This window comes from Marinobacter sp. H13 (assembly GCF_059072335.1).
Genome location: NZ_JCACRU010000001.1, coordinates 1,790,772 through 1,815,602, shown reverse-complemented (window position 1 = coordinate 1,815,602; position 24,831 = coordinate 1,790,772). Strand labels below are relative to the sequence as shown.

Sequence of the window (24,831 nt, the reverse complement as noted above, 5' to 3'; positions counted from 1 at the left end):
GCCAGCGCCGGGTACCTTCCGAAACACGCTGTGAATACGTCCCTGTACGCTCGGCTCCGCCATCCATGGCTCCGCACGGTTTCGGAAGGTACCCGGCGCTGGCCTCTTTCATGAGCCGCTTTCTGCACCGTCGTTTCAAGCAGATCTGTGAGGGAATTAGCCTCTGGCTGGCAGTTTTGCTGATGCTGTTTGTTCACCCACTGTATGCCGAGGCGAATGAGGCAGACAAGGTCGGCCAGTTGCATTTTGTCGACGGCCAGGGGCAATGGCAGGAACCGGCGCTGGTGCTGGACAGTGAATTCGACATTCAGGTCAGCGGACTGATTGCCGACACTCGGTTGCTGCGCAGTTTCCAGAATACCAGCGACCAGTGGCGCGAAGGCGTTTTCGTGTTCCCGTTGCCCGAGAAGGCCAGTGTGTACGGTCTGACGATGACGGTGGGGGAGCGGACCATTGAGGGCAAGGTGCAGCCCAGGGAGACGGCGCTGCAGACCTATGAGAAAGCAAAGCAGGCCGGGCAGCATGCGGCGAATGTGGAGCAGCAGCGTCCGAATCTTTTTACTGCCCGGGTTGCCAATATCCCGCCGGGGGAGACGGTTTCGGTTAAGCTGAAGTACCAGCAACCGGTGCAGTATCAGGCCGGGGTGTTCGAGCTCACTGTGCCGACCACGCTGACGCCGCGTTACATGCCGGGAGCGCCGGTCAGCACCGCACCGGATCAGTGGCAAGGCGGGTGGGCGCTGCCGACGACCGAGGTGCCGGATGCCGGTGCCATCAGTCCGTTTACGGTAACCCCGGATGATGTGGCGGCCGACAGCCACCGGGCGGTGATTAATCTGGTGATTGATTCCGGGCTGCCGCTGGAGAGCGTCTCCAGCCCGTCCCACCGTCTCGCGACCAGTCAGGATGGCCAGACTTTCAGGATTCGTCCCGATGGCGGCGAGATCCTGATGAATCGTGATTTCGTGGTGCGGTGGCGTCCGGTTGCCGGGCTGGAACCCTCCGCAGCGGTTTTTCACCAGTCCTGGCAGGGTGAGGACTATCTCATGGCGATGCTGGTGCCGGGCGAAAACGGCACCATGGCGCTGCCCCGGGATCTGGTGTTCGTGATCGACACCTCCGGTTCCATGGCGGGGGAATCGATCCGTCAGGCCCGAAGTGCCCTTCAGGCCGGTCTGGACACGCTGACGCCACGTGACCGGTTCAATGTGATTCAGTTCAACAGCCAGACTCACTCGCTGTTTATGCAACCGGAAGTGGCGACCGGCAATAACCTCGCCCGGGCCCGTCGGTACGTTGACCGTCTGCGGGCCGACGGCGGTACCGAGATGGCACCGGCCCTGTCCCGAGCCCTGGAAGGTGCAGGCGAGACTGAAGGCGGGGCGAGGGTGCGCCAGGTCATCTTCATTACCGATGGCGCAGTGGGCAATGAGGCGGCGCTGTTCCGGCAGATCCGTCAGCAACTGGGCAGCCAGAGGTTGTTTACCGTAGGCATTGGTTCTGCGCCGAACCGGCATTTCATGCGTGAGGCTGCCCGCTGGGGCCGGGGCACTTATACGGCGATCCACTCGCCTTCCGATGTGGACGGTCCTTTGCAGGCGCTGTTTTCGGCCATGGAGTCGCCGGTTCTGACGGACATCCGGGTCGACTGGCCAGGCCAGGAGACAGGCAAGGAGTCATTTCCGAGGCGCTCGGGCGATCTGTTCCAGGGCGAGCCGCTGGTTCATGTGGTGCGCGGTGTTCCGGCCATGGGGGAACTGAAGGTGTCGGGTCGCCTGCCGGGTGGCAAGGACTGGACCAGAACGCTGGACCTGCAGCAGGCCGCCCCGGCAACCGGGCTTCATCGGCATTGGGCGAGAGAGAAGATCGACAGCCTGGAGGATGAGGCCAGGGTGACGGGCCGGGAGCCGGACAAGGCCGGCATTACCGAGCTGGCGGTCAGCCATGGCTTGATGTCGGCCTACACCAGTTTTGTGGCCGTGGATTCCACGCCGGCCCGGAGCCCAGAAACGCCAATGGAATCGGATAATTTGCCCACTCTTCTGCCGGCGGGCAGCCAGGACGGCATGCTGCGCTATCCGCAGACGGCAACGTCGGCGCCGCTGCTGATTGCGCTCGGCCTGGTCGGGCTGATGTTTTCCCTGGCGATTGTGCTGCTGCAGAGGAGGGCGTTCCCATGACAAGGCTCCTGTTACTGTTATTGACCAGCTCTGCTACCTTGTTGGTATTCGGGTTATGGATTCCGCTCAAGGCGGTTATTGCCCAGGAATTACTGGAGATGGCCTGGGCGGAAAGTCAGGCCCGGCAGACGGAATCGCGGCCCTGGCCCTGGGCGGACACCTGGCCGGTAGCTCGCCTGGCCATTCCGGAGCTGAACGACACGATGATTGTTCTGGCCGATACCCACGGCGAGAGTCTGGCGTTTGGTCCAGGCCGGTTAACCGGAAGCAGGGATCATGGCGGAGCCGTGATCATTGCCGGGCACCGGGATACCCATTTCCGGAGCCTGAAAGCGCTGGAGACCGGCAATGAGGTTCGCCTGCAAGGCCGGGATGGCCGGTGGCAGAGTTACCATGTAGACGGTGCCCGGGTGGTGGATAGCCGTTCAGAGCTGATTGACACCCAGCGTTTGCCGGAGGGGACGCTTCTGCTGGTGACCTGTTACCCGTTCGACAGTGTCGATGCCGGAGGGCCGCTTCGTTACGTGGTAAGGGCCTCGGCAAAGGGCAAACAAAGGGAGCAAATTGACACTGTTGCCGGAATATAAAGTTGGCGTACACTTGTGCGCCAAAATTTGGCTGCAGAGTGTGGTTGCATGGGTATTATCAGAAAACTGCTGGCGTGGCTGAGCGTACCGATCATCTGCCTTTTCGCGTTGGTTTTCTACGCAGCAAGGCCGTTCAACCCGGATAACAATCGTTTCCTGGCGCGTGCTGTGGCGCGTTTCGGGCGGGCAGTCCTCGGTATGGAACGGCCGCTGGAAGGCTGGGAGAACATGCCGCAGGACCGGCCCACGGTCGTCATTGCCAACCATCAGCACAATGACGATCTGTTTGTTGTGGGCGACCTGTTGCCGCCGCGAACCGTAACTGTCGGTAAATCGTCACTGGTCTGGGTGCCTTTCTTTGGCCAGGTGTTCTGGCTTGGTGGCAACGTGATCCTCAATCGCGGACGCTCCCACAAGGCCGTTGCGGTTATGAAGGCCACAAGCAGTGCCATTGCCCGGGACCGGAAAAGTCTCTGGGTTTTCCCCGAGGGCACCCGCAGCAAGGGCCGTGGCCTGCAGAAATTCAAAAAAGGCGCGTTTCACGCAGCAGTGGCATCCGGAGCGCCGATCACCATGGTGTGTGTGCAGGAATATGCTGATGAGGCGAAAGGCTGGAGCGGCCGCCGTGAATCGGTAGCCATCCGGGTTCTGCCGCCCATCGAAACCGAGGGCCTTACCGCCGAGGATATTCCGGAACTGATGGCCCGATGCCACCGGCAAATGTCTGAGGCCATTGCCGCACTGTAATCCCCTTCCCTGGAAGTGCTTGAAGCACCACTGGAAACAGGGCAGTCTTGCGGGACGGTTGTTTCGTTCAATGACCCTCAGGGAGAGGCAAGAGATGAACCTGATTCTGTTTCTGATTATCGGCGGTGTGGCCGGCTGGTTGGCTGGTCTGATCATGAAAGGCCGTGGATTTGGCATTCTGGCCAACATCGGTATTGGTATTGTCGGCTCGTTTCTCGGCGGTTTCGTATTCCGGCTATTGGGGCTGGCGGCCCAGGGTGCTGTCGGTGAGCTGGTGACCGCAACGGTGGGTGCGGTGCTGCTTCTGGCGATCGTCAGCGCAATCAAGAAGGCCTGAGCATGATCGTACCCGTAACCGGAGTGTTTGCCGCAGTAATTGGCATTCTTTTACTGGTGTTGTCGGCTCAGGTCGTCAAATTTCGTCTGAAGTACAAAAAGGGTCTCGGCACCGCCGACGACCAGGATTTTGAGGCGGCTGTCCGGGCCCACGCCAATCTGGTGGAGTACGCCCCTCTGGGTCTGATCATGCTTGCTATCGCTGAACTCAACGGCGTTGCCAGCGGCCTGATCTACTGGACCGGGATGGCGCTGGTGGTTGGCCGTATTCTGCATGCCTTCGGCATGATCAACGGTCGCGGCGGCACCCACTGGGCCCGGATGATCGGCATCCTGCTGACCTGGCTGGCAATCCTGGTGGCTGCATTGCTGCTGCTGTGGAACGTCTGGCAGGTTTACGGTTAACGAAACGCTACTGGCAAGATTTGCAGAGAGCGAATCCAAAAGGGGGCCTGGCCCCCTTTTTTCGTCTGTAGGCGATTTGTCAGAGCGCCCGGGCCACATCCAGAGTCAGATATTCCAGCTCAACCCGCCGGTTGGCAGCCCGATCTTCCGGAGTTGCCAGAGGTCGGGCTGAGCCCCAGTGGCTCATCAGAATGCGGGATTCCGCAACCCCTTCCTGCATGAGAATCCGCGCTACCGCGTTGGCCCGCAATCGGGAGAGGAACCGGTTGTAGTCTTCCGAGCCGAAGTTGTCGGAGTGGCCATGAATCCTGACGCTGACGGAAGGGTGTTCCTTCAGATAGGCGGCATGCTGCTGGAGGAACGCCATGTCATCATTGTCCACCGAGTGCTTGTTGAAGCCGTAATGGAACTTTATGCGGTGCGGGCGCCTGGTTCCGGCCTCGAAAGTGGCAGTGGTGAAGCCGGCGGCTATCGCGGCATTGGCAATCAGCTCCGGGTTATCCAGTACGAGTACGGTCATCTGAAAATCCTTGGTTCGGTATCCGGTTTTTCTTGTTATTCCTGTTCACTATTGGCTGGAGCAGGAACAACGGCAATTGGCGAAAGGTCGATATCTGGCCCGGTACAGTCCGTCGATGGAACCGATTAAATGTCATTTCTGTGACGTCTCTATGACAGTCGAACCGGTTGTCGGGGCTTTCCCGACTCTGTGGCGTGTGCCACCTTTCCGGGATTGACCCGCAACGACCTTTGCGCTGGATTCCATTTGAGCGCGAAAAGAAGGCCTGGGTGTGGTAAAAAACACTCTTTCAGGGACAGATTATGATGAATTGTGACCGCCCATGCTGATTATCCCCGCCGAAAACGCCATCAACTGGAAACGTCCGCCCTGGGTAACCCTTGGCCTGATCATGGCCTGTCTGCTGGTTTTTCTGTTCTATCAGGGGGGTGACAGCCGCAAACTCGAGCAGGCCGTTGAACAATACCTGGCCGCCGATCTTTACGAGCTGGAGGCACCGGCCTACGAGGATTACCTGCAGCGGCAAATCCAGTTCCAGGGCGAAGAAAGCCGGGTCTACGAACTACAGCAGTTTCAGCAACTCCGGCAAGAGAACGAGAACTTCTGGCTGGCCATCAACCTGATGATGGACCGGGAGTTCTACCAGTACCTGCTGCAAAATCGCGATGTCATCTGGGCGCCGGCGGAAAGGGCGCACTGGCAGGAACAGCGCAGCGCCATCGAGCAGGAATACCTCCAGAAACTCAGTGCCAACCAGCTTGGTCTGGTGCCGGCGGATCTTTCGCTGTATACCCTGATTACCTACCAGTTTCTACACGGCGGCTGGGGCCACATCATCGGCAACCTGATCTTCCTGTTCCTGCTCGGATTTACCGTTGAGAAAGCCCTTGGGCCGGGCCGCTACCTGATTGCCTACCTGGTGTGCGGGGCCCTTTCCGGCCTGATGTTTACCGCGGTTTCTGCAGGTAGCTATGTGCCTCTCGTGGGGGCCTCGGGCTCGATCTCCGGCCTGATGGGCATGTATGTGGCCATCTACGGGCTACAGAAAATCCGTTTCTTCTACTTTCTCGGTGTCTACTTCAACTATTTCCGTGCTCCGGCTATTGCCCTGCTGCCCGTATGGGTGGGCAAGGAAATCTACGATTACTGGTACGCCGGTGCCACCGGCATCGCCTACATGGCCCACGCTGGCGGCCTGATCGCCGGCGCAGGCCTGGTCTGGCTGCTCGGCAAGAGCTGGCTGCAGGTGCGCGAGGAATTCTTCGAGCCGGAAGAGGAAGAGCAGGATGCCCGGTTCACCACCGGTTATGCCCAGGCCATGGCCAGCCTCGGCCGGATGGAGTTCGATCTGGCCCGCCGCCAGTTCGAAGCCTTGCGTGAGCATTATCCGGAGCGGCCCATCCTGCTGGAACATCTCTACCACCTGGCCAAACTCCGGCCAGACCTGCCGCAATACCGCGACCGTGCCAGGGAGCTGATGAATGATGCCCTTGGCCGTCGCCAGCCGGAGCAGACGATTGCCATCTGGCAGGAGTATCTGGCTAAAGGGGAACCTCACCATCCATTAACGGCGGAAGATCATAACCGGGTGCTGTTCAGCAGCCTGAAACAGCATGACCTCAAAGCAGCGGAGAAAGCTTTTGAACGGCTCAGAAGCACCGGTGACGAACTGCTCACTACTGAAGCCTGCCGGCTACTGGCTGAAGAATTTGAGAAACGCCAGATGACGCCCAAGGCCCGCCACTATCAGCAGGTTCTGGAAGCCGCGCATTTTTGAGGACTTATCCGCAGATATTGATCATCACGAGCGATTGAGAGGTTAAAACAAGTACCACCACGTGGGTAGGTTGTTATTATTTATAGGTATTTTGGTCTGTTATATGCCGTTTACCGGGTGGTCAGAACTCTCGGCTGACTTTCATCAAGGTTGGTACGGTTTGAAGCACCCTAGACTCGCACAGCTTCATCCGCTTCTGTTTGTCAGCAACCCGTTAGCCAGCACACAAGGTACAATACCGATGAAAAAACGATCACTGCTCTCCAGTTCGCGCCCGGAAACTGTCGCTGCCGGTTTTGCCGCTCGGCATTTTATTGGTCTCGACAGCGACTCCGGTGGCGTCGCAAAGCATTACCGATGCGCTGACCTCCGGCACAGCGTCGGCTGATATCCGTTATCGCTACGAGTTTGTCGACCAGGACAATCCGCTTGATAATGCCCAAGCCTCCACTATCCGCACACGCCTGGGTTACCGCACTGCTTAGTATCAGGGGTTTGAGTTATTCATGGAGGCTGAGAACGTCACTGCGGTAGGTGATGAGAACTACAACAGCACCGTCAACGGCACCGTTGACCACTCGGTGGTGGCAGACCCTACAGAAACCGAGGTCAACCAGGCCTACCTGCGCTATCGCGGTCTGGCGGATACGACCTTGACCTACGGCCGTCAGCGTCTTGCGCTGGACAACCATCGCTTTATCGGCAACGTTGGCTGGCGTCAGAATGAGCAGACCTTTGACGGGTTCACCGCCATTAACACCTCGCTTCGGGATACACGGATAACCGCAGGCTATTTGTATAATGCCAATCGAATTTTTTCAGATGCGAGTCCGGTGGGTGATTTCCGCATGCGTGCTCCAGTGCTCAATGTTCAGTATGAGGGGCTGGCCGCAGGCACGGTGACGGGTTACGGCTACCTGCTGGACTTTACCGATTTACCGTCTTTGTCTACGCAGACCCTTGGCTTGCGTTTCGATGGAGGAACGGTCATTACCGAGGGGGCTAAGGCCGTTTACACACTTGAGTATGCGCGCCAGAGCGACTACGGGGACAACCCCCAAAGTTTTGATGTGGACTACTGGCTCCTGGACGCAGGACTGGCAGCCTTGGGAGTGACGTTTAAGGCGGGTGTGGGAACCCTCGGCTCCGATGACGGCAATGCGTTCCAGACACCGTTGGCGACGCTTCACGCCATGAACGGCTGGACCGATCAGTTCCTGGTAACCCCGGTGGACGGCCTGCAGGATATCCATGCGTCTGTTGCGACCTCGGTCAACGGGGTCAAGCTGATGGTGGTCTATCGGGACTTCAGTAGTGATAGGAATAGCGTTGATTATGGCAGCGAACTCGGTCTTCGGGCGACGTATACCATTGATGAGAACCGTAGTGTGGGCGCCAAGTTCGCCAGTTTCTCGGCCGATGACTTTGGTGTCGATACGGACAAGGCCTGGTTGTGGGCTGGAGTGAAGTTCTGATCCGCCATAATTGGTGTTAACTTCAGGCCAGAAAACGATCCCCAGGGGGCGTTTTCTGGTTTTCCGTTCCCACCCGCTCATTATGGAGCTACGCGGGTTTACCTCTCCGTCAGATACTCAGCCAAAGCCTTAATATCCCCCTCTGACAAAGTCGCGGCGATCCCAATCATGGGCGTGCTTTGCTTCTCGGGATCCATGTCCTGAAACCGCTTCAAGGCAATCTCAAGATACTCCGCCGGCTGCCCCGCAAGCCGCGGCATATCACGAAAGCCCTGAGCGTCTTTTTGATGGCACGCCGCACACCGCCCAGCAAATAGCTTTCCGCCTGTTTCTGCCAGGGCCGGGTCGCTACCGGTCCGGGGTTTGGCAGTCTGCTGGCTGTGGTAAACCGCGATGTTAATCCGCTCTTCCAGCGAAAGCGTCTTCGCCAGTTTCGACATCACATAGTCTTCGCGGGTGCCGGTCCGGAACTTTTCAAACTGGTTGAAGAGGTATAGCGGATGCTGTGCCGCGAGATTCGGAATGTAATCCCGCTTGCTATTGCCATCCTCGCCATGGCAATAACCACAGAATCGAATGCGCTCGTGCCCCGCCTCGTAGCTGGCCTGCCGTTTCTCGTCATCCGCCATGATGGCGTTAAGCTGGTCCATTGCATCGTCTGTCGAACCCGCAAGTGCGAGGGAGGAGGTTGTCAGGCCAAGCGCCAACACCAGATTCCTCAGGCGAGAACTACGAATCATAAGCCACCTACTGCTACGGGAAGGGCAAAGAATAGTCGACCGTTCAGACCTCAGCCTTGCCAAATATCAAAAATCGGAACAGCTCATCAGAGCGCGGTTTGTGAGGCAGGTCCGGTGTCTCTCTTGAGCTGTCCGTGGTTCCCCCATCCTGGGGTACCGGTTTCCGTTGATTGTCGCTTCCGAATCCACTCACTCCGACACGCTGAAGCGGGCCTTTGGCCCCTTCAGGGGTTCCCGGTTCTCCGCCTGCCTGAGATAAGTCGCAATCTGCTCCTGTAGTGGGTGACTAGCGCATCGCTTCTGGATAAATGTCAGGAAGGCGGTTGCCTTTTCCCACTGGGACAACCCGTTGGCCAGGGTCTGTGCCACCAGCAGGTAGGCCGGTGCCAGCTGTTCGCTGTCCGGGAAGCGTTTGTGGAAATCCTGAAGCACTCGCAAGGCCGGTTTGAACTGGCCCCGGTGGTACAGGGCCCGGGCGCAGCGCACTGAAAGGTCCGGATCCTCCAGTTTGAAGCCGGGTTCTGCTTTCTGGATCGTATTCAGCACACCGGCGATGCCTTCTCCGTCGTTGCGATCGGCCAGCCAGCCCAGAATGCGCGGGTGGTAACGGTAGAGTTCGTCGGTGTCCTGGCGGGCCGTCAGTAGCTGGTACAGCTGGCCGATTCTCAGGGCGTTATCACGATCTCGCTTCAACGCCTCCTTCAACATGCTCTGCACCCGATCGTAGTTGCCGTCTTTCAGGTTCATGTCGATATCGGCATCGAAGCGGGCGCTACGGTCGCGCTGATGGGTGTCCTGCCCGGAGGTGTCATCCTGGATATCCGAGGCAAAACCCAGCTCTTCCTGGTACTGGAACAGCAGGTAGCCAAGCATGTGGAACAGAATCAGCGTGAAGGTACTGTTCAGGAAGCCCGCCAGGGGCTGAGCAACCCAGAACGGGAAGTGATTCACCGCGAAGTCCTGGGCCGCGCCCGAGGCGAGGGTCAGCAGGATCAGGTAGCCGTAGAGCAGGAAATAGGGGGTGCCAATTCGCGAGATCAGCACCGCCAGATTCATCGGATTCACCGCCGCGCCCACCGAACGCTCCATGGCCAGAACCATGATGCTTGCCGGCAGTGCCAGGATGACAAATGCCAGCGCCAGCAGCATCAGGATCGGGCCGCCGAGCATGGCGGCAGCGCCAACCAACCCGCCCATCAGCACGAATACCAGCAACTGCAGGATGACAATATCAAAGCCACTGCCGGTGAAGGCGACGGACACCGCCGGCGGTTTCAGGTGACCTTCAGCGGTGTGGTTGATCACCGCATAGGTGTACTTGAAGAGCGCAAGCGCCAGCACTATCCAGATAAGGATGCCAATCAGATTGGCCGGGGCAATCACCGGCACCAGGGTACAGATGGCAATAACGATCAGCGGGTCGGTATGGAATGGGTAGCGGAAGAAAGCGCCGAGTCGCTGCCAGAAGGGGACCACCTCGGTGGCGGCGCCCAGATATCGCATGGCCTTGCTGCAGTGGGGGCACAAAGCCCTGCGCTGGCGGGTGTCGGCATCGGGCATGCAGCGACTGCAGTAATGGATCTGGCACTCCCCACAGTGCCATTTGGCAGGGTCGCCGGGGTGATAGTGGCAATCGTGTTTCACAGGTGCTTGTGTCCTGGTCCATCAGAAAATCGTTGGCTCATGATGACAGATGTCGGTTTTGATCGCAGCAAACCAGTTAACAGGTAGACTATTGTCAGTTCCCGGGCGTATCCAACCGGGCACATCTTATTCTCGGGAGGTTGCTTGGAACACCCGCAAAACAGCGTAACCGGTATCGACACCCGTGAAACCCGGCAGCAGTACTCCTGGCGGGATATCTTTGGGCTTGCGCTCAAGCACAAGCCAAGACTGGTGCGTGCCAATCTGCTGGCTATCATGGCAACCGCGATGAGTGTGCCGGTGCCACTGCTGCTGCCGGTTCTGGTGGATGAAGTGCTGCTGGACGAGCCTGGCCCGGTGTTACCGGTAATGGATTCTTTCCTGCCGGGGAGCTGGGAAACACCGGTGGTCTATATCGGCCTGATGGTTGTGGTGGCATTTCTGCTTCGTGTGGCGGCACTGTCGTTCAACGTTTTGCAGTCCCGGGAATTTTCCAAGGTTTCCAAGGATGTGGTGTTCCGCATCCGGTCCCGCCTGCTCGGGCGTTTGCAACGGGTGGCCATGTCCGAGTACGAGACTCGCGGCTCGGGCGGAATCAGCAGTCACTTTATTACCGATCTGGATACCGTAGACCAGTTTCTGGGCACCACCATCAGCCGTTTTCTGGTGGCGAGCCTGACAGTGCTGGGTACCGCTGGGGTCCTGCTCTGGGTGCACTGGGAGTTGGGCCTACTCATTCTGCTGTTCAATCCGCTGGTCATCTTCGCCACGATTCTGATCGGCAAGCGGGTCAAGGAGTTGAAGCGCCGGGAGAACAGCGCTTACGAAGAGTTCCAGGGCGACCTGACCGAAACCCTGGATGCGATTCACCAACTGCGGGCGGCTAATCGGGAAAAGCATTACCTTCGCCAGCTGATCGACCGCGCCCGCAACGTGCGGGACCACGCGATCCAGTTCGAATGGCGCAGCGATGCAGCCAGCCGGGCCAGTTTTGCCCTGTTCCAGTTCGGCGTCGACGCGTTCCGGGCCGCCGCGATGGTAACCGTGCTGTTCAGCGACCTGAGCATCGGCATGATGTTCGCCATTTTCGGCTACCTCTGGTTCATGCTGACGCCGGTTCAGGAAATGCTCAACATGCAGTACGCCTGGTTCGCCGCCAATGCGGCGCTCGGGCGTATCAACCGGTTAATGGATCTGAAAGAAGAGCCCCGCTATCCGGCGCTGGAGAACCCGTTCCGCGACCGTCATACCGTGGGGCTTACCCTGCGCAACATCCACTTCGCTTATGGCGAGGAGCAGGTGCTCCGGGGCATCAATCTGGAGTTGGCGCCCGGCGAAAAAGTGGCCCTGGTGGGCGCCAGCGGTGGCGGCAAGTCGACCCTTATTCAGGTCATCCTCGGCATGTACACACCGCAGCAGGGCGAGGTGCTGATTGATGGAGTGCCTGTTGAGCGCATTGGCTTGCCCTGCCTTCGTGAACATGTCGCGACCGTGCTTCAGCACCCGGCGCTGTTCAACGACACCGTTCGCCAGAACCTGACCCTTGGCCGGGACAAGCCCGATGCCGCGCTCTGGGATGCCCTGCGAATCGCCCAATTGGACGGCACGGTTGCGGCAATGCACGACCAGCTTGATACCGTTATCGGCCGACAGGGCGTGCGCCTGTCGGGCGGACAGCGTCAACGCCTGGCCATTGCCCGGATGATCCTGTCAGAGCCTTCAGTGGTGATCCTGGATGAAGCCACCTCGGCGCTGGATGCGGAAACAGAGTTTCAGCTCCATCGGGACCTCGAAGCTTTCCTCAAACAGCGCACCACGCTGATCATTGCCCATCGCCTCAGCGCCGTTAAACAGGCAGATCGTGCCTGTGTTTTCGAAGATGGCCGGATTATTGAAGAGGGTCACCACGACGAGCTCATTGCCAGGGAAGGGCTATACGCCCAACTTTATGGCGAGCGCCAGATGTAATCCTGTCCCTAAAGTTTACTTCTCATTACAACAAAAAAAGATCTGTCGCTTTTTGCGTCCGTAAAAGATTGGAAATGCAAGTTCTAGGGGCTAAACGTTGCGTAATGCACCTATAGCCCGGTTTCAAACTTCTCTGCAAACTTGCGCCGATCTTTCACGGACAGGAAAAGTGAACAGGAAAACGACAAGTATTCTGCTTTTCGCCGCAGCTTTCCTGCTGGCACTCGCGCTCCCGGTGATGCCGTCGCTGCTGAACAACAGCGGGTTTTACGGGATGGCGATCAATGAGCCGGGAGAAAACCTGATCGGCTACCAGCCTCCGCAGGAAGGGCTTGCCGTTATTTTCTTTGGTTATCGCCAGTGCGGAACCGTTTGCCCGGTCCAATTGGTCAATCTGATGGAGCTGAGCCAGCTTTTGGATGGGACTGAGATCGAGTTCCTGTTTGTCACCCTTGACCCGGAAAACGACACACCGGAAGTCCTTGACCAGACCATGGAGAGTCTTGGGCAGGCGTTCAAATACTACCGGCCGGAAACTCACCGGGCCGCTCAAAAACTTGCTTCAGCTTACAACGATTTTGCCGTTAAACAGGGTAGTTCCGAGGATGATCTCATTGCTCACAGCGCACATCTGCATGTAGTGACGGGAGAGTTCCGCAGAAGGCTGGTTTACACAACACCAGATCTGAATCTCAAGCTGGTTGAACAGGATCTTCGCCGCTTACTAAAAGACAAAAATAGCGAGAGTTCCACATGACGACCGCAGTAAACAGTCAGTCTTATGAAGTTGAAATCCGGGAGCGCACCGATCGCCAGATGTTGTTGATCCTTCTGGCTCATATTCCGGTGGTCGGCTTGCTGGTGCCGATGGGCTATGGCACCACCACGTTTGCTCTGATTGCGTCGTTGTTAGTGGGAGGTCTTGCAACTGCCGGTTTCTTTACGATGCGTGGAACAAGGGCCTTGTCGTCACTGTTCGCAATCTGCCTGATGCTCTTCTCGGCCATCATGATCCAGGCCCAGATGGGGCGCATTGAAATGCATTTCCACATCTTTGCCGCCCTGGCTCTGGTTATCATTTATCGGGACTGGCTGCCCGTGGTGGTCGCGGCAGGCACCATTGCCGTTCATCACCTGGCGCTGACGGGCCTGCAGCTGAGCGGTGCATCCTTTGGCAACATGGCATTGATGATCTTCAACTATGACTGCAGCTGGTCGATCGCATTTCTGCACGCAGCGTTCGTGGTTTTCGAGGCGGCGATTCTGGTGTTCTTCGCAATCCGAATGGGCGCGGAGCAAAAGCAGTCGATCAGGATTATCGAGATTATTCGGGGCTTCGACAGCAACAACGATCTGACAGCCCGTCTTGATGAGGCAGACAAGAGCGTCACGGCCAGTTCCTTCAATAATATGCTTGAGCGGTTCGTTGAGTTGATTGCCAGACTCAGGGAACTGTCAGAGCAGCTGCGCTCAAACGCTAATGAAATGACCAGCGTTAGCGATACCACGACGCAGATCACCAGTGAGCAGCAGGTCCAGACCGATCAGGCAGCCACGGCTACCAATGAAATGTCCGCCAGTATCCAGGAAGTCGCCAGTAACGCGCAGTTGGCGTCCGATGCGGCCAGCAATGCTTCTGGCGCTGCCAACCGGGGCGGTGAAGCCATGGCTAACGCCTCAAAACTGACTGAGGCAACCGATGAGGCGCTGGAGAGCAGTGCTAAAAGGGTCGATGAGCTGGGCGAAAAAATCGAATCCATTTCCTCAGTCGTTGGCTCGATCAATGCGATCTCCGAGCAGACCAATCTGCTGGCTCTGAACGCCGCCATCGAGGCGGCAAGAGCCGGAGAGCATGGCCGTGGATTCTCCGTGGTGGCGGATGAGGTCAGGGCGCTTTCCCTGAGAACCCAGGAATTTACTGACCAGATTCGGGCTACCGTCGGCGAACTGAGCGACATATCAGAAGCCACCAAGGCTTCGATGGAGATGGGCCGGACCCGTTCTGCCGAGTCAACACGGGCCATGCGAGAAACTGGCGAGGCAATTCGCGAAGTTGAAGCAGCCATCGGCGAGGTTTCGCGAATGAATTACCAGATCGCATCGGCCTCGGAAGAGCAGGCAGCCACGTCGCTTCAGATCAATGAGAACATCCATTCCATCGCCAACCGGAACAACGATGTGGTATCCGAGGCGGAGCGGGTCAGAACCATGGCTTCAGACCTTGAGGCGGTCACCGAAAAACTGAATGAACTGGTGAAGCTGTATCGCATCTAAACCTTCCAGGAACTGATGTCGGAGAGTCGTCGGGCTCTCCGACGTTGGTCTGATATTCACCGCGCTGATGCCGAACATTCACCGGCCCGCGGTTGAACTCTCGTTAATTGCTGCAATAGTTAAAGGTGACTTCATGCTGTGGAGTCCTTTCATCAGGCTATTGCCCGGTATGGGATTGCTTTCCCGGTCGATGCGTTGCTGAAAGGGCTTCGAAAGAGCCTTCCGGACTACGCGGATAACGACGAAAAAGGAGGCACCACATGTCGAACGAAAGTCTCAGTAAAGACAGTCTGAATACCCTTTCCAGCCTGGATGCTGGCGGTAAAACCTTTCATTACTACAGCCTGCCCAAGGCTGCGGACACCCTCGGCGACCTGAATCGCCTGCCGTTTTCGCTCAAAGTGCTGATGGAAAACCTTCTGCGCAATGAGGATGGCACCACCGTGGACAGAAGCCACATTGATGCCATGGTGCAGTGGATGAAGGATCGCTGTTCCGACACTGAAATCCAGTTCCGGCCTGCCCGCGTGTTAATGCAGGATTTCACCGGCGTGCCCGGCGTCGTCGACCTGGCTGCCATGCGTGAGGCGGTCAAGGCAGCCGGTAAGGATCCGGCGATGATCAACCCGCTGTCGCCGGTGGACCTGGTGATCGACCACTCTGTGATGGTGGACAATTTTGGCGACGCCTCTGCGTTCAAGGACAACGTTACCATCGAGATGGAGCGCAACCAGGAACGTTACGAATTTCTGCGTTGGGGCCAGCAGGCCTTCGACAACTTCCGTGTGGTGCCGCCGGGCACGGGTATCTGCCACCAGGTGAACCTGGAGTACCTCGGCAAGACCGTCTGGCAGAAGGACCAGGACGGCAAGACCATCGCGTACCCGGACACCCTCGTGGGCACAGACTCCCATACCACTATGATCAACGGCCTGGGCATTCTTGGCTGGGGCGTTGGCGGCATCGAAGCGGAAGCCGCCATGCTGGGCCAGCCCGTCTCCATGCTGATTCCGGAAGTGGTGGGCTTCAAGGTCACCGGCAAGCTTCGTGAGGGCATCACCGCAACAGATCTGGTGCTCACCGTCACCGAAATGCTGCGCAAGAAAGGCGTGGTGGGCAAGTTCGTGGAGTTCTATGGCGACGGCCTGAAGGACATGCCGGTGGCAGACCGGGCCACCATCGCCAACATGGCCCCGGAATACGGCGCCACCTGCGGGTTCTTCCCGGTAGATGAGCAGACCATCAAATACATGCGCCTGACCGGCCGTGAGGAAGAACAGCTGGAGCTGGTGGAAGCCTACGCCAAGGCCCAGGGCTTGTGGCGTGAGCCCGGCCATGAGCCGGTGTACACCGACAACCTGGAACTCGACATGGGCGAAGTTGAGGCCAGCCTTGCCGGCCCCAAACGCCCGCAGGATCGTGTTGCCCTGAAAAACATGAAGTCGTCCTTTGAGCTTTTGATGGAAACCGCTGAAGGGCCGGCTGAGAACCGTGAGGCGAATCTTGAGTCTGAGGGCGGCCAGACTGCCGTAGGCGTCGATGACAGCTACGAGCACCATGCCAGCCAGCCCCTTGAGATGAATGGCGAGAAAAGCCGGCTCGATCCGGGCGCCGTGGTCATTGCGGCGATCACGTCCTGCACCAACACCTCAAATCCGAGCGTTATGATGGCCGCAGGCCTGATCGCCCAGAAAGCGGTCCAGAAGGGACTGAGTACCAAGCCCTGGGTCAAGACATCGCTGGCGCCGGGTTCCAAAGTCGTCACTGACTATCTGAAAGTGGGTGGCTTCCAGGACGATCTGGACAAACTCGGCTTCAACCTCGTCGGCTATGGCTGCACAACCTGCATCGGCAACTCCGGGCCTCTGCCGGACGCGGTAGAGAAAGCCATCAGTGATGGTGACCTGACCGTGGCCTCTGTGCTCTCCGGCAACCGGAACTTCGAAGGCCGGGTGCATCCGCTGGTGAAAACCAACTGGCTGGCATCGCCGCCTCTGGTGGTTGCCTATGCGCTGGCCGGCAACGTGCGCCTGGATCTCTCAAAAGATCCGTTGGGCAACGACAAGGATGGCAACCCGGTGTACCTGAAGGACCTCTGGCCGAGCCAGCAGGAGATCGCTGAAGCGGTGGAGAAAGTGAAGACCGATATGTTCCGTAAGGAATACGCGGAAGTCTTCGATGGCGACGCCACCTGGAAGTCCATCAAGGTGCCGGAAAGCAAGGTGTACGAGTGGTCTGATAAATCCACCTACATCCAGCATCCGCCGTTCTTCGAAGGGCTCAAGGAAGAACCGGACGCGATCGACGATATCAAGGATGCCAACATACTGGCACTGCTGGGCGATTCGGTGACTACCGACCACATCTCACCGGCCGGTTCCTTCAAGCCGGACACCCCTGCCGGACAATACCTGCAGGAGCACGGTGTCGAGCCGAAAGACTTCAACTCCTATGGCTCTCGCCGGGGTAACCACGAAGTCATGATGCGTGGCACCTTTGCCAATGTGCGTATCAGGAACGAAATGCTCGACGGCGTGGAAGGCGGTTACACCAAATTCGTGCCCACGGGCGAACAGATGGCGATTTACGATGCCGCCATGAAGTATCAGGAGAAAGGCACGCCGTTGGTGGTCATTGCCGGCAAGGAGTACGGTACCGGCTCAAGCCGCGACTGGGCGGCCAAGGGTACCCGTCTTCTGGGTGTGAAAGCTGTGGTGGCCGAATCCTACGAGCGCATTCACCGCTCCAACCTGATCGGTATGGGCGTAATGCCACTTCAGTTCCCGGAAGGCACGGACCGCAAGAGCCTCAAGCTCACCGGTGAGGAAACCATCAGCATCGAAGGCCTGTCTGGTGAGATCAAGCCGGGACAGACCCTCAAGATGACGGTGAAGTACAAGGACGGATCCACGGAGACCTGCGAGCTGAAATCTCGCATCGACACCGCCAACGAGGCCGTCTACTTCAAGCATGGCGGCATCCTCCATTACGTGGTGCGGGAAATGTTGCGCACTGCCTGAGTGGACAGGGTGAAATGGCATAGCGGGCGGCCGCTATGCCGAATTCAAGAGATCAATGAGAGAAACGAGAGAGACATTATGACCGATCAACCGTTTCTGACCGACGTGAAAACCCTCAGAGAGCGGGCCCGCAAGCACATCGAAGAAGGAGCGCTTACCGAGGGCTACGGTGCCAACCGCGACAATGTCGTGAAAATCCTGAATGAGGCACTGGCAACCGAAATTGTCTGCACGCTGCGCTACAAGAGCCATTACTTCCGTGCAGATGGCATCAATGCCAATGTTGCTGCCCAGGAATTCCTGGAGCATGCCGATCAGGAACAGCAGCACGCCGATTGGCTGGCCGAACGTATCGTGCAGTTGGGTGGGAAACCGAACTTCTCGCCCGAAGGTCTTTTAACGAGGTCCCACGCTGAGTTCGTTGAGGGCGATACATTGCGGGAAATGGTAGTGGAAGATTTGGTGGCGGAGCGGATTGCCATCGACAGCTACCGCGAAATTGCCCGTTATCTGGGAGATCAGGACCCGACATCACGGCGGATTATCGAGGAAATCCTGGCTCAGGAAGAGGAGCACGCCGACGATATGGCGGGCTTACTTGAAGGTCTGGATAGCTAAGCCGCCTGACCGTAGACAGTAAAAGTGCTGCCTTTCAGGCAGCGCTTTTATTGCCGGTTTAGGCGACTGGCAAACTCAACCAGAAACAGGCGCCATGCCCTTCCTCTGAGTCAAACCCCACATCTATGCCTTCACTTGCTCCAACGGCAGTCCCAGCCAGAAAGTTGAGCCCCTTCCTTCCCGTGACTCGAATCCGACATCTCCTCCCATCTGTGTCATGATTTCTTTCGTGATGGCCAGACCGAGACCTGTTCCCCGTTTGCCACGTGTGTCGGAACTGTCTGCCTGAGCGAATTTCTGGAAAATTCTGCCGCGGAAATTATCAGGAATGCCAGGTCCCTGATCAGTAACGAGGATACGGACAAGATCATGTTCGACCTCGGTGCATACCAAAACCTCACCTTCAGGGGGCGAGAACTTGATGGCGTTAGACAGCAAATTGGTAAATGCCTGGCCCAGACGCGATCGATCGATTTTCGCCATGCAGTTGGGGCTACTGTCTTCGATCTGCACAGAAACGCCGCTGTCCAGGGCGTAGGTTTTGAGACGTTCTGCCGACTCCTCAATGACGGGGCCAAGTTCCTGTATACGCAGGTTCATGGTCATCTTGCCGGAAACAAGTTTTTCCATGTCTAACAGGTCGTCCACCAGTTGTTTCAGCTGCTCGGCATTACGATGGGCGATAGACACCATACGCTCAGCCTGTGAGGGAAGCGCGCCCAAAGTTCCGCTTTCGACCAGGCCAAGAGAACCCGATATGGAGGTCAGCGGCGTACGGAGTTCATGGCTTACCGTTGAGATGAACTCGCTTTTCATCCGGTCTACTTTTTTGCGCTCGGAAATATCTTCTATAAGGGTCCAGGTCAGGGGTTGGCCAGAGGGGTTGCTGATTCTCATACCGCGGACGATGGCAGGGTAGGTTGAACCATCCGCGCGCCCGATCTCGACTTCATAAGGCCCGAAACGTCTGTCGCTCTGAAGTTCCGCGATGATTTGCTGTCGATGGTTTTCGAAGTCCGGAGGCAGGAGCTGCGAGTAGTCCATTGCCATCAATTGGTTACGGCTGTATCGGGTAGGCCCTAGCAGAGCCTCGTTCACGTCAAGAAACGCTCCTGATACATAGTCATTCAGCGCTATGCCAATGGGCGACAGTTCGTAGAGTCTCCGGAGCTGAACTTCGCTTTCCTGAAGGGCCAGTTCGGTTTGTTTTGCCTCATCAATGTCAGCAATATAACCGTGCCACATGGTGCTGCCGTCTGGCATCCGTTCCGGTGATGACTTGCCCTCTACCCAGCGCCAGCCGGATTTGCCATCTGTTACCCGGTAGTGACTGTGCCAGAGCGTCAAGGACTCCTCAGATCTCTCAATACTGGCTGCTACCTTGGGCAAATCATCGGGATGGATCTTGGTGAAGCAGATCGAGGCATCTTCATGTGCCTCCTCTGCTGTAACACCGTAGATGTCCGTGATGCCGGGACTTGTGTAGGGAAACGAAACACGGCCATCCGGCCACTGTTGATACTGATAGAGCATGCCCGGCGTCTGTTCTACCAGTTTGGTGAGCATCTGCACACTGAGCTGCCTCTCAATGAGGGCTCCAACCCAGCGTGCCAGGAGAGTCACGAACTTGATTTCAGTATCCGAGAAGTCCTGTTCCCTCGGTTCTGGCGAAGAAAAGTTGAGGGTTCCGTACAAACGGTCTTTGATGAAAATGGGCGCAGCCAGGTAGCTCTCAAGCCCGAACTTGTCGTAGCACCGGTGATCGCGATAGCTCGATCTGGCCATGTGTGCAATGGCCAGGCTTTCCCGCGAACCGAGGAGCATTGAACAATAGGTGTCTTTCAGTGGAAAGCTGGCATTCTGCTCCAGTCCGGCATCCTCGGGGGCGACGAACCACCGGATGGAATAAACGTTACTATGGATCTCGCTGACTATTCCGAGAGGCAGCTTCAGGTAGTCAGACCCGAGCCGAAGGGCTTTTTCGATGCGAATGTCATCATTGGTTTCGGTGTCCAGGGCCAGATCATTGAGAATGGCCAGCGCTTCGTTCTGATGCTGGATCTTGCTCAGGTTGCTCATTTCCTCTGTGATATCGGCGTGGGTGCCATACATCATCAGTGGTTCATCGTTCTCGGTCCATTCAAACACCTGGCCGCGATCGTGCACCCAAACCCAATGGCCGTTCTTATGCTTCATCCGACACCGGTAGTCGTACTCGGACAATTCACCGGCAAAATGAGCTTTTAGCAATCGCTCTGATTCAGGCAGATCATCCGGATGTGCGAAGGCTAACCATGTCTCGATACTGACAGGCTCCAGCTCATCAAGCGTGTAGCCGCAAATGTTGGCCCAGCGCTCGTTGAAAACGGTTTCCCCGGTTTGTACGTTCCACTCCCAGGTGCCAATTCTCGTACCTTCAATAATAGCCCGTGACCTTCGCTCGCTGTGTTTGAGTTCCCGGTAGAACTCGGTTGCCGCCTGCATGTTGATTTCGCGCTCGACACAGTCGGCCATTTCACGAAGAAGGGATTGGTCCTCCTTATCGAAGGAGCGCGGAGTCGCGTCAATCAGGCAGAGCGTCCCCAATCTGAAGCCTTCGCTGTTGTGGAGGGGGGCGCCCGCGTAGAAGCGTATATTCGGGGCCTCGGTAACCAGCGGATTGTCGGAGAAGCGAGGATCCTCCATGGTGTCTTCGATGATCAGGGTGCCCGAGTCAAGAATGGTGTGACCGCAGAAGGATACGTCGCGGGACGTTTCCGAAGCTGCGAGCCCCTGGCAGGACTTGAACCATTGCCGGTTTTTGTCCACCAGGCTAACCAGCGCAATGGGAACCCGGAATGCCTTGCGGGCCATACGGGTGTAACGATCAAACCGCTCTTCAGGCTCCGTATCGAGCAGGCCCGTACGTTCAAGCGCCGCCTGGCGCTCAGTCTCCTCAGGAGGAAGTTCTGGCGCTTTCATTAATGTTGTTCCCCCTAACTATGTCATTAGGTAGCTCAACCCAGAAGTTGGCTCCGTTGTCGTAAAAATAGCCGACTTCACTGTTCATGAGTTTCGCCAGCTCCTGGCAGATCGCAAGGCCGAGCCCTGTTCCTGCCTGGGCCCTGGCGGAGCCTGAGTCGGCCTGGGCAAATCGCTGGAACAGCCGTGGCAGGAAGCTCTCCGGAACGCCTGGGCCTTCATCTGATACGGTAATTCGAACCATGCCAGATGAGGTTGATTCTGACGAGATCCTGACAGAGCCTCCTACGGGAGAAAACTTGATGGCATTGCTGATGAAATTATCCAATATTTGTCTAAGTCTGGTTGGATCAGCGGTGACGAATTTCTCTGTGCAATTTCCAAGTGTCAGTGGAATTTGGTAGTGGCTTGCCATGGCCCGGTTGCCATCGCAGGCATCCCTTATAGCTGTTGCAGGATCAACTGTCTCCAGATCGATGGGCATCTGCCCTGCCATGGCTTTGTTGAAGTCCAGCAGGTCGGATATCAGCCGTTGCAACTGTTCGCTATTCCGAAAAGCAACGTCGACCATCGAGTCAGCTTTATCCGGCAGTTTCCCCGCTGCGCCTGAGCGCAGCAGTTTCAGTGCGCCGTTTATCGAGGTCAAAGGCGTGCGCAGCTCATGGCTTACGTTCGAGACAAAGTCGTCTTTCATGATGTCCAGCGCCTCGCGTTCCTTCATCAGCTTGTTAAAGGCGCGGGCTACGTTTCTGACCTCTGGCGGGCCTTTAAGAGACAATCGGTTTGCCGCAAAACCCTCCGTCGCCATTTCCCGTATCCTGAGCGACATTCTCTCCAATGGAAGCGTTGTTGCCCGGGCGAGTAGCCAAGCTATGGCTGCCAGTGCCAGAAGAGCCACGGCACTGGCAGCAAGGAACTTGTCGAAAGAGGCCCGTGCCGGTTGTGTTGCCTGTTGGTAGGGCACTGCTCTTAGAAACATCCAGCCCACGCGGTCAAGATGTTGCGTAGCGTAGATCCACTTTTTTCCAGAATGGTCGGAAACAACGCCTGAGGTCTGGCCGGACAATGCCGCATCAATAATCAGATCCTCGCCTGGTGGCGGCAGATCGGGCATCGGATTGGCGACGGAGAGCGTATCCACCTGCATGAAATGGCCGGTGTCGATGACCTTGAACAGGGCGCCAGAAGAGGCATCTTCCTGCTTCGGTATGATCCCGGCCTCGGCCAGGTTGATGATTCCTCCGGCGAAACCAAGTAAATCCCCATCGTCACTACTGATAGGGTAAAGAAAAGATAGGAGCAGAAGCCCGGTTGTCCTGCCAATAATTGGCCGGCTGATGACGGGTTCCCGGGTTTTGTAGGCCTCGCGAAAGTGCTGCCGGTCAGCGTAAGAGGTGCCTATACGATTGGGTACGTAAACGTTTTCGGCGATTGCCACGCTGTCTTCGTCGAAGACCAACAGGCCTGCCTCGAAGTACTCGGATAAAGCCGATTGCCGACCGAGCAGAGCTTCGATGCGATCTTTTGAGAGTCGGTTTTTACCATCCGTCAGAGTAGCGGCGAAAGCGCCCAGAGCCTGTATGCGCACCTGGAGATCCTGATCGACTCGATTGGCGATTGACTCGGCGTCCAGAAGCTGGCGCTGGGTGAGAACGTTTTCGAAATCCCGGATCAGCTCGTTGTAGGCTGTCGCTGAAAGAACGACGACAGTCAAAAAGCTACTCAAGACAGCAATAAGGGCAACGCGGCTGCCAATAGAAAGATTCCTCAAATTCAGCCCTTCAGGTCGTAGCGGTAGCAGTTGAAACGTGTTTTCATTACCGAGAGAGTAATTGAATTTGCCGGCGTGGCAAATAGTCCACCAGGAGTATTGATGTGGCCTTGGAGTCGACAGGCAAGATTTCTTCACGGCTGGAAGTGCTCAGGCAAAGATTTCTTGAGCGGGCCAAAGAAGATATTCAGCAATTGCGAACATTGGCAGAGAAAACCCGGCGTGGTGAGTTCTCTGCCGACGGATTGTTGTTTTGCTATCAAAGCCTGCACAAGTTGTCCGGTTCGGCGGGGACATTCGGCCTTCCAGAGCTAGGTGAAGCTGCCAAGGCACTGGAACAGGAGTTAAAAGGTCAAGCTGAGAGTCTTGGCGCTCTCGACGACGTCCTCAGCCATCCTATCGACATTCCCGACGGATTTGCAGATGGAATAGACGCGCTCGCAGAGCTTGTTGAAGTCAAGAGTCAGGCGGTTGACCAGGATAGTAGCTTTACCGAGGAGCCCACTACCTACAAGGGTAGCCAGGGCATGCAGGTGAGCGTTCTGCTCGTGGAAAAGGGGGAAGAACGCCTTGCGATGTTGGAAAAGGAGATGGCTCCGTATGGCTTTTCCTTCACCAGCGTAAGCTGTGATGATGCCGGCGCCCTTGGTAACGCATTGGCGGAAATCCGTGGGGCAGCAGCCATTTTGTGTCGGGAATCGGCTCTTTCAGATGTTATGTCCATACGGAACACGTCTTTTGAGGAAAGCTCTCGTCGTCGCCTGCCGGTAATCTGCCTTGGCAGCGATAATTCTTTCCAGAACCGCTACAGAGTGGCCGAGACCGGAGCGTATGCATTCTTCCCGGATCCGGTGGACATACCTGAACTTGCCGAAAGGATTGAGTCGCTTGCCATTGAACGCAGCGCCAATGTACAGGGGCGGGTGCTGATCGCCGAAGACGATGCCGAGCTGGCCGAACACTATTGTCTGGTGTTGCAGGCGGCCGGTATTGAGGCGCAAGCAGTGTCAGAGCCTTTTCACCTGACGTCCAGCCTTGCAGATTTTGTGCCGGACATCGTCCTGATGGATGTTCAGATCGGCGACTATTCCGGTGTCACGCTCGCCCGGCTGATTCGGTTCGAGCCACGGTGGTTGAGCCTGCCAATCATTTATCTCTCTTCTGAGGATGATCGCGAAAACCAGCTGGAGGCTTTGTCCAAGGGCGCGGATGAATTCCTGATGAAGCCGGTCTCGGATAGTTATCTGGTCCGGTCGGTGCGCATTCGTTGTTACCGGGCCCGTCAGCTTTCCGAGCTTATGAACCGGGATAGCTTGACCGGTCTTCTGAAACATTCATTGATCAAGGAAGAGGTTGAAAAAGAACTGGCAAGATGTCGTAGGAGTGGTCACCGGTCCTGTGTTGTTATGCTTGATCTCGATCATTTCAAGACGGTAAACGATACTTGGGGCCACTCGCAGGGTGATATCGTGATTCGCACCCTTGCCAACCTTCTGAGAAATCGGTTGCGCGAGACTGATATGATCGGTCGTTACGGAGGCGAGGAGTTTCTGGTGGTTTTACCTGAGTGTGATGTTTCTGCGGCCAAAGACCTGATTCGTGGAATTGGTGAAAGCTTTTCCGAACTTTCTTTCGTGGCGGGAGAGTCCAGCTTTCAGGTTACTTTCAGCGCAGGCATTGCCGCGATTAATGATTTTACCAACGGTGAGGATGCCCTGAATGCCGCCGATCAGGCGCTTTATGAGCGCAAACGCGGTGGCCGTGACGGGGTGACCGTTTACTCTTCCAAATAATGTCCGTTGTACGCT

Annotated in this window: 19 protein-coding genes; 14 read left to right on the top strand and 5 right to left on the bottom strand. The window is 57.1% G+C overall.

Annotated elements, in window-relative coordinates; translation table 11 throughout:
• Positions 1–110 precede the first annotated feature (110 nt).
• From AC5JQH_RS08495 to AC5JQH_RS08475, 5 genes are all read left to right on the top strand, one after another.
• Positions 111–2,180 (top strand): marine proteobacterial sortase target protein, encoded by a 2,070-nt coding sequence (locus tag AC5JQH_RS08495; protein WP_100169516.1) that lies wholly within the window; start codon positions 111–113, stop codon positions 2,178–2,180.
• Positions 2,177–2,767, top strand: a complete 591-nt coding sequence (locus AC5JQH_RS08490; protein WP_493805487.1) for a class GN sortase — start codon at positions 2,177–2,179, stop codon at positions 2,765–2,767. Before AC5JQH_RS08495 ends, AC5JQH_RS08490 begins: the two co-directional genes overlap by 4 nt.
• Before the next feature lie 48 nt (positions 2,768–2,815).
• Positions 2,816–3,514, top strand: a complete 699-nt coding sequence (locus tag AC5JQH_RS08485) for a lysophospholipid acyltransferase family protein (protein ID WP_008175778.1) — start codon at positions 2,816–2,818, stop codon at positions 3,512–3,514.
• 94 nt (positions 3,515–3,608) lie between these two features.
• Positions 3,609–3,851: a GlsB/YeaQ/YmgE family stress response membrane protein gene (locus AC5JQH_RS08480; RefSeq protein WP_008175780.1), complete on the top strand. Its 243-nt coding sequence runs from the start codon at positions 3,609–3,611 to the stop codon at positions 3,849–3,851.
• Positions 3,852–3,853: 2 nt separating this feature from the next.
• Positions 3,854–4,255: an MAPEG family protein gene (locus AC5JQH_RS08475; protein WP_008175782.1), complete on the top strand. Its 402-nt coding sequence runs from the start codon at positions 3,854–3,856 to the stop codon at positions 4,253–4,255.
• A 79-nt stretch (positions 4,256–4,334) separates the two neighbouring features.
• On the opposite strand, the gene AC5JQH_RS08470 is transcribed toward AC5JQH_RS08475, so the two are convergent.
• Complete coding sequence (locus tag AC5JQH_RS08470) at positions 4,335–4,775, bottom strand: OmpA family protein (protein WP_039882127.1); 441 nt, start codon at positions 4,773–4,775, stop codon at positions 4,335–4,337.
• A 322-nt stretch (positions 4,776–5,097) separates the two neighbouring features.
• On the opposite strand from AC5JQH_RS08470, the gene AC5JQH_RS08465 reads away from it, so the two are divergent.
• From AC5JQH_RS08465 to AC5JQH_RS08455, 3 genes are all read left to right on the top strand, one after another.
• On the top strand, positions 5,098–6,552 hold the full coding sequence (locus AC5JQH_RS08465; protein ID WP_008173052.1) for a rhomboid family intramembrane serine protease: 1,455 nt from the start codon (positions 5,098–5,100) through the stop codon (positions 6,550–6,552).
• Between the two features lie 335 nt (positions 6,553–6,887).
• Positions 6,888–7,037, top strand: a complete 150-nt coding sequence (locus AC5JQH_RS08460; protein WP_008173050.1) for a hypothetical protein — start codon at positions 6,888–6,890, stop codon at positions 7,035–7,037.
• Between the two features lie 21 nt (positions 7,038–7,058).
• A complete protein-coding gene (locus AC5JQH_RS08455; protein ID WP_008173048.1) occupies positions 7,059–8,027 on the top strand; it encodes an alginate export family protein in 969 nt (322 codons plus the stop codon).
• 98 nt (positions 8,028–8,125) lie between these two features.
• Here the strand turns inward: AC5JQH_RS08455 and AC5JQH_RS08450 are convergent, their stop codons facing one another.
• Together AC5JQH_RS08450 and AC5JQH_RS08445 are read right to left on the bottom strand one after the other, a co-directional pair.
• On the bottom strand, positions 8,126–8,767 hold the full coding sequence (locus AC5JQH_RS08450; protein ID WP_493805486.1) for a c-type cytochrome: 642 nt from the start codon (positions 8,765–8,767) through the stop codon (positions 8,126–8,128).
• Positions 8,768–8,956: 189 nt separating this feature from the next.
• Entirely contained in the window at positions 8,957–10,411 is a 1,455-nt protein-coding gene (locus tag AC5JQH_RS08445) for a hypothetical protein (protein WP_493805485.1), read from the bottom strand.
• A 144-nt stretch (positions 10,412–10,555) separates the two neighbouring features.
• Here AC5JQH_RS08445 and AC5JQH_RS08440 point away from each other — a divergent pair, with 144 nt between their 5' ends.
• The 5 genes from AC5JQH_RS08440 (at position 10,556) to AC5JQH_RS08420 (ending at position 18,291) form a co-directional block, all read left to right on the top strand.
• On the top strand, positions 10,556–12,379 hold the full coding sequence (locus tag AC5JQH_RS08440; protein ID WP_493805484.1) for an ABC transporter ATP-binding protein: 1,824 nt from the start codon (positions 10,556–10,558) through the stop codon (positions 12,377–12,379).
• A 97-nt stretch (positions 12,380–12,476) separates the two neighbouring features.
• The gene (locus tag AC5JQH_RS08435; RefSeq protein WP_493805483.1) at positions 12,477–13,136 is read left to right on the top strand and encodes an SCO family protein; all 660 of its coding nucleotides are present in this window, start codon (positions 12,477–12,479) and stop codon (positions 13,134–13,136) included.
• Positions 13,133–14,653 carry a methyl-accepting chemotaxis protein gene (locus tag AC5JQH_RS08430; protein ID WP_493805482.1) on the top strand — a complete coding sequence of 507 codons (1,521 nt, stop codon included), beginning with the start codon at positions 13,133–13,135 and terminating at the stop codon, positions 14,651–14,653. Before AC5JQH_RS08435 ends, AC5JQH_RS08430 begins: the two co-directional genes overlap by 4 nt.
• A 260-nt stretch (positions 14,654–14,913) precedes the next feature.
• Entirely contained in the window at positions 14,914–17,673 is a 2,760-nt protein-coding gene (gene acnA, locus AC5JQH_RS08425; RefSeq protein ID WP_273157430.1) for an aconitate hydratase AcnA, read from the top strand.
• A gap of 78 nt (positions 17,674–17,751) precedes the next feature.
• The gene (locus AC5JQH_RS08420; protein ID WP_008173036.1) at positions 17,752–18,291 is read left to right on the top strand and encodes a ferritin-like domain-containing protein; all 540 of its coding nucleotides are present in this window, start codon (positions 17,752–17,754) and stop codon (positions 18,289–18,291) included.
• A 123-nt stretch (positions 18,292–18,414) separates the two neighbouring features.
• Here the strand turns inward: AC5JQH_RS08420 and AC5JQH_RS08415 are convergent, their stop codons facing one another.
• The gene (locus AC5JQH_RS08415; protein WP_493805481.1) at positions 18,415–21,252 is read right to left on the bottom strand and encodes a PAS domain S-box protein; all 2,838 of its coding nucleotides are present in this window, start codon (positions 21,250–21,252) and stop codon (positions 18,415–18,417) included.
• On the bottom strand, positions 21,227–22,966 hold the full coding sequence (locus AC5JQH_RS08410; RefSeq protein ID WP_493805480.1) for an ATP-binding protein: 1,740 nt from the start codon (positions 22,964–22,966) through the stop codon (positions 21,227–21,229). The genes AC5JQH_RS08415 and AC5JQH_RS08410 overlap by 26 nt, the downstream gene beginning before the upstream one ends.
• A 161-nt stretch (positions 22,967–23,127) precedes the next feature.
• On the opposite strand from AC5JQH_RS08410, the gene AC5JQH_RS08405 reads away from it, so the two are divergent.
• Positions 23,128–24,816, top strand: coding sequence for a diguanylate cyclase domain-containing protein (locus AC5JQH_RS08405; protein WP_493805479.1), 1,689 nt, complete (start codon positions 23,128–23,130; stop codon positions 24,814–24,816).
• Positions 24,817–24,831: the final 15 nt, after the last annotated feature.

What these genes read in the sequence shown, in the direction of transcription:
- AC5JQH_RS08495 (WP_100169516.1), top strand. Translation starts at nt 111, where the DNA reads ATGAGCCGCTTTCTGCACCGTCGTTTCAAGCAGATCTGTGAGGGAATT.
- AC5JQH_RS08490 (WP_493805487.1), top strand. Translation starts at nt 2,177, where the DNA reads ATGACAAGGCTCCTGTTACTGTTATTGACCAGCTCTGCTACCTTGTTG.
- AC5JQH_RS08485 (WP_008175778.1), top strand. Translation starts at nt 2,816, where the DNA reads ATGGGTATTATCAGAAAACTGCTGGCGTGGCTGAGCGTACCGATCATC.
- AC5JQH_RS08480 (WP_008175780.1), top strand. Translation starts at nt 3,609, where the DNA reads ATGAACCTGATTCTGTTTCTGATTATCGGCGGTGTGGCCGGCTGGTTG.
- AC5JQH_RS08475 (WP_008175782.1), top strand. Translation starts at nt 3,854, where the DNA reads ATGATCGTACCCGTAACCGGAGTGTTTGCCGCAGTAATTGGCATTCTT.
- AC5JQH_RS08470 (WP_039882127.1), bottom strand. Translation starts at nt 4,775, where the DNA reads ATGACCGTACTCGTACTGGATAACCCGGAGCTGATTGCCAATGCCGCG.
- AC5JQH_RS08465 (WP_008173052.1), top strand. Translation starts at nt 5,098, where the DNA reads ATGCTGATTATCCCCGCCGAAAACGCCATCAACTGGAAACGTCCGCCC.
- AC5JQH_RS08455 (WP_008173048.1), top strand. Translation starts at nt 7,059, where the DNA reads ATGGAGGCTGAGAACGTCACTGCGGTAGGTGATGAGAACTACAACAGC.
- AC5JQH_RS08450 (WP_493805486.1), bottom strand. Translation starts at nt 8,767, where the DNA reads ATGATTCGTAGTTCTCGCCTGAGGAATCTGGTGTTGGCGCTTGGCCTG.
- AC5JQH_RS08430 (WP_493805482.1), top strand. Translation starts at nt 13,133, where the DNA reads ATGACGACCGCAGTAAACAGTCAGTCTTATGAAGTTGAAATCCGGGAG.
- acnA (WP_273157430.1), top strand. Translation starts at nt 14,914, where the DNA reads ATGTCGAACGAAAGTCTCAGTAAAGACAGTCTGAATACCCTTTCCAGC.
- AC5JQH_RS08420 (WP_008173036.1), top strand. Translation starts at nt 17,752, where the DNA reads ATGACCGATCAACCGTTTCTGACCGACGTGAAAACCCTCAGAGAGCGG.
- AC5JQH_RS08415 (WP_493805481.1), bottom strand. Translation starts at nt 21,252, where the DNA reads ATGAAAGCGCCAGAACTTCCTCCTGAGGAGACTGAGCGCCAGGCGGCG.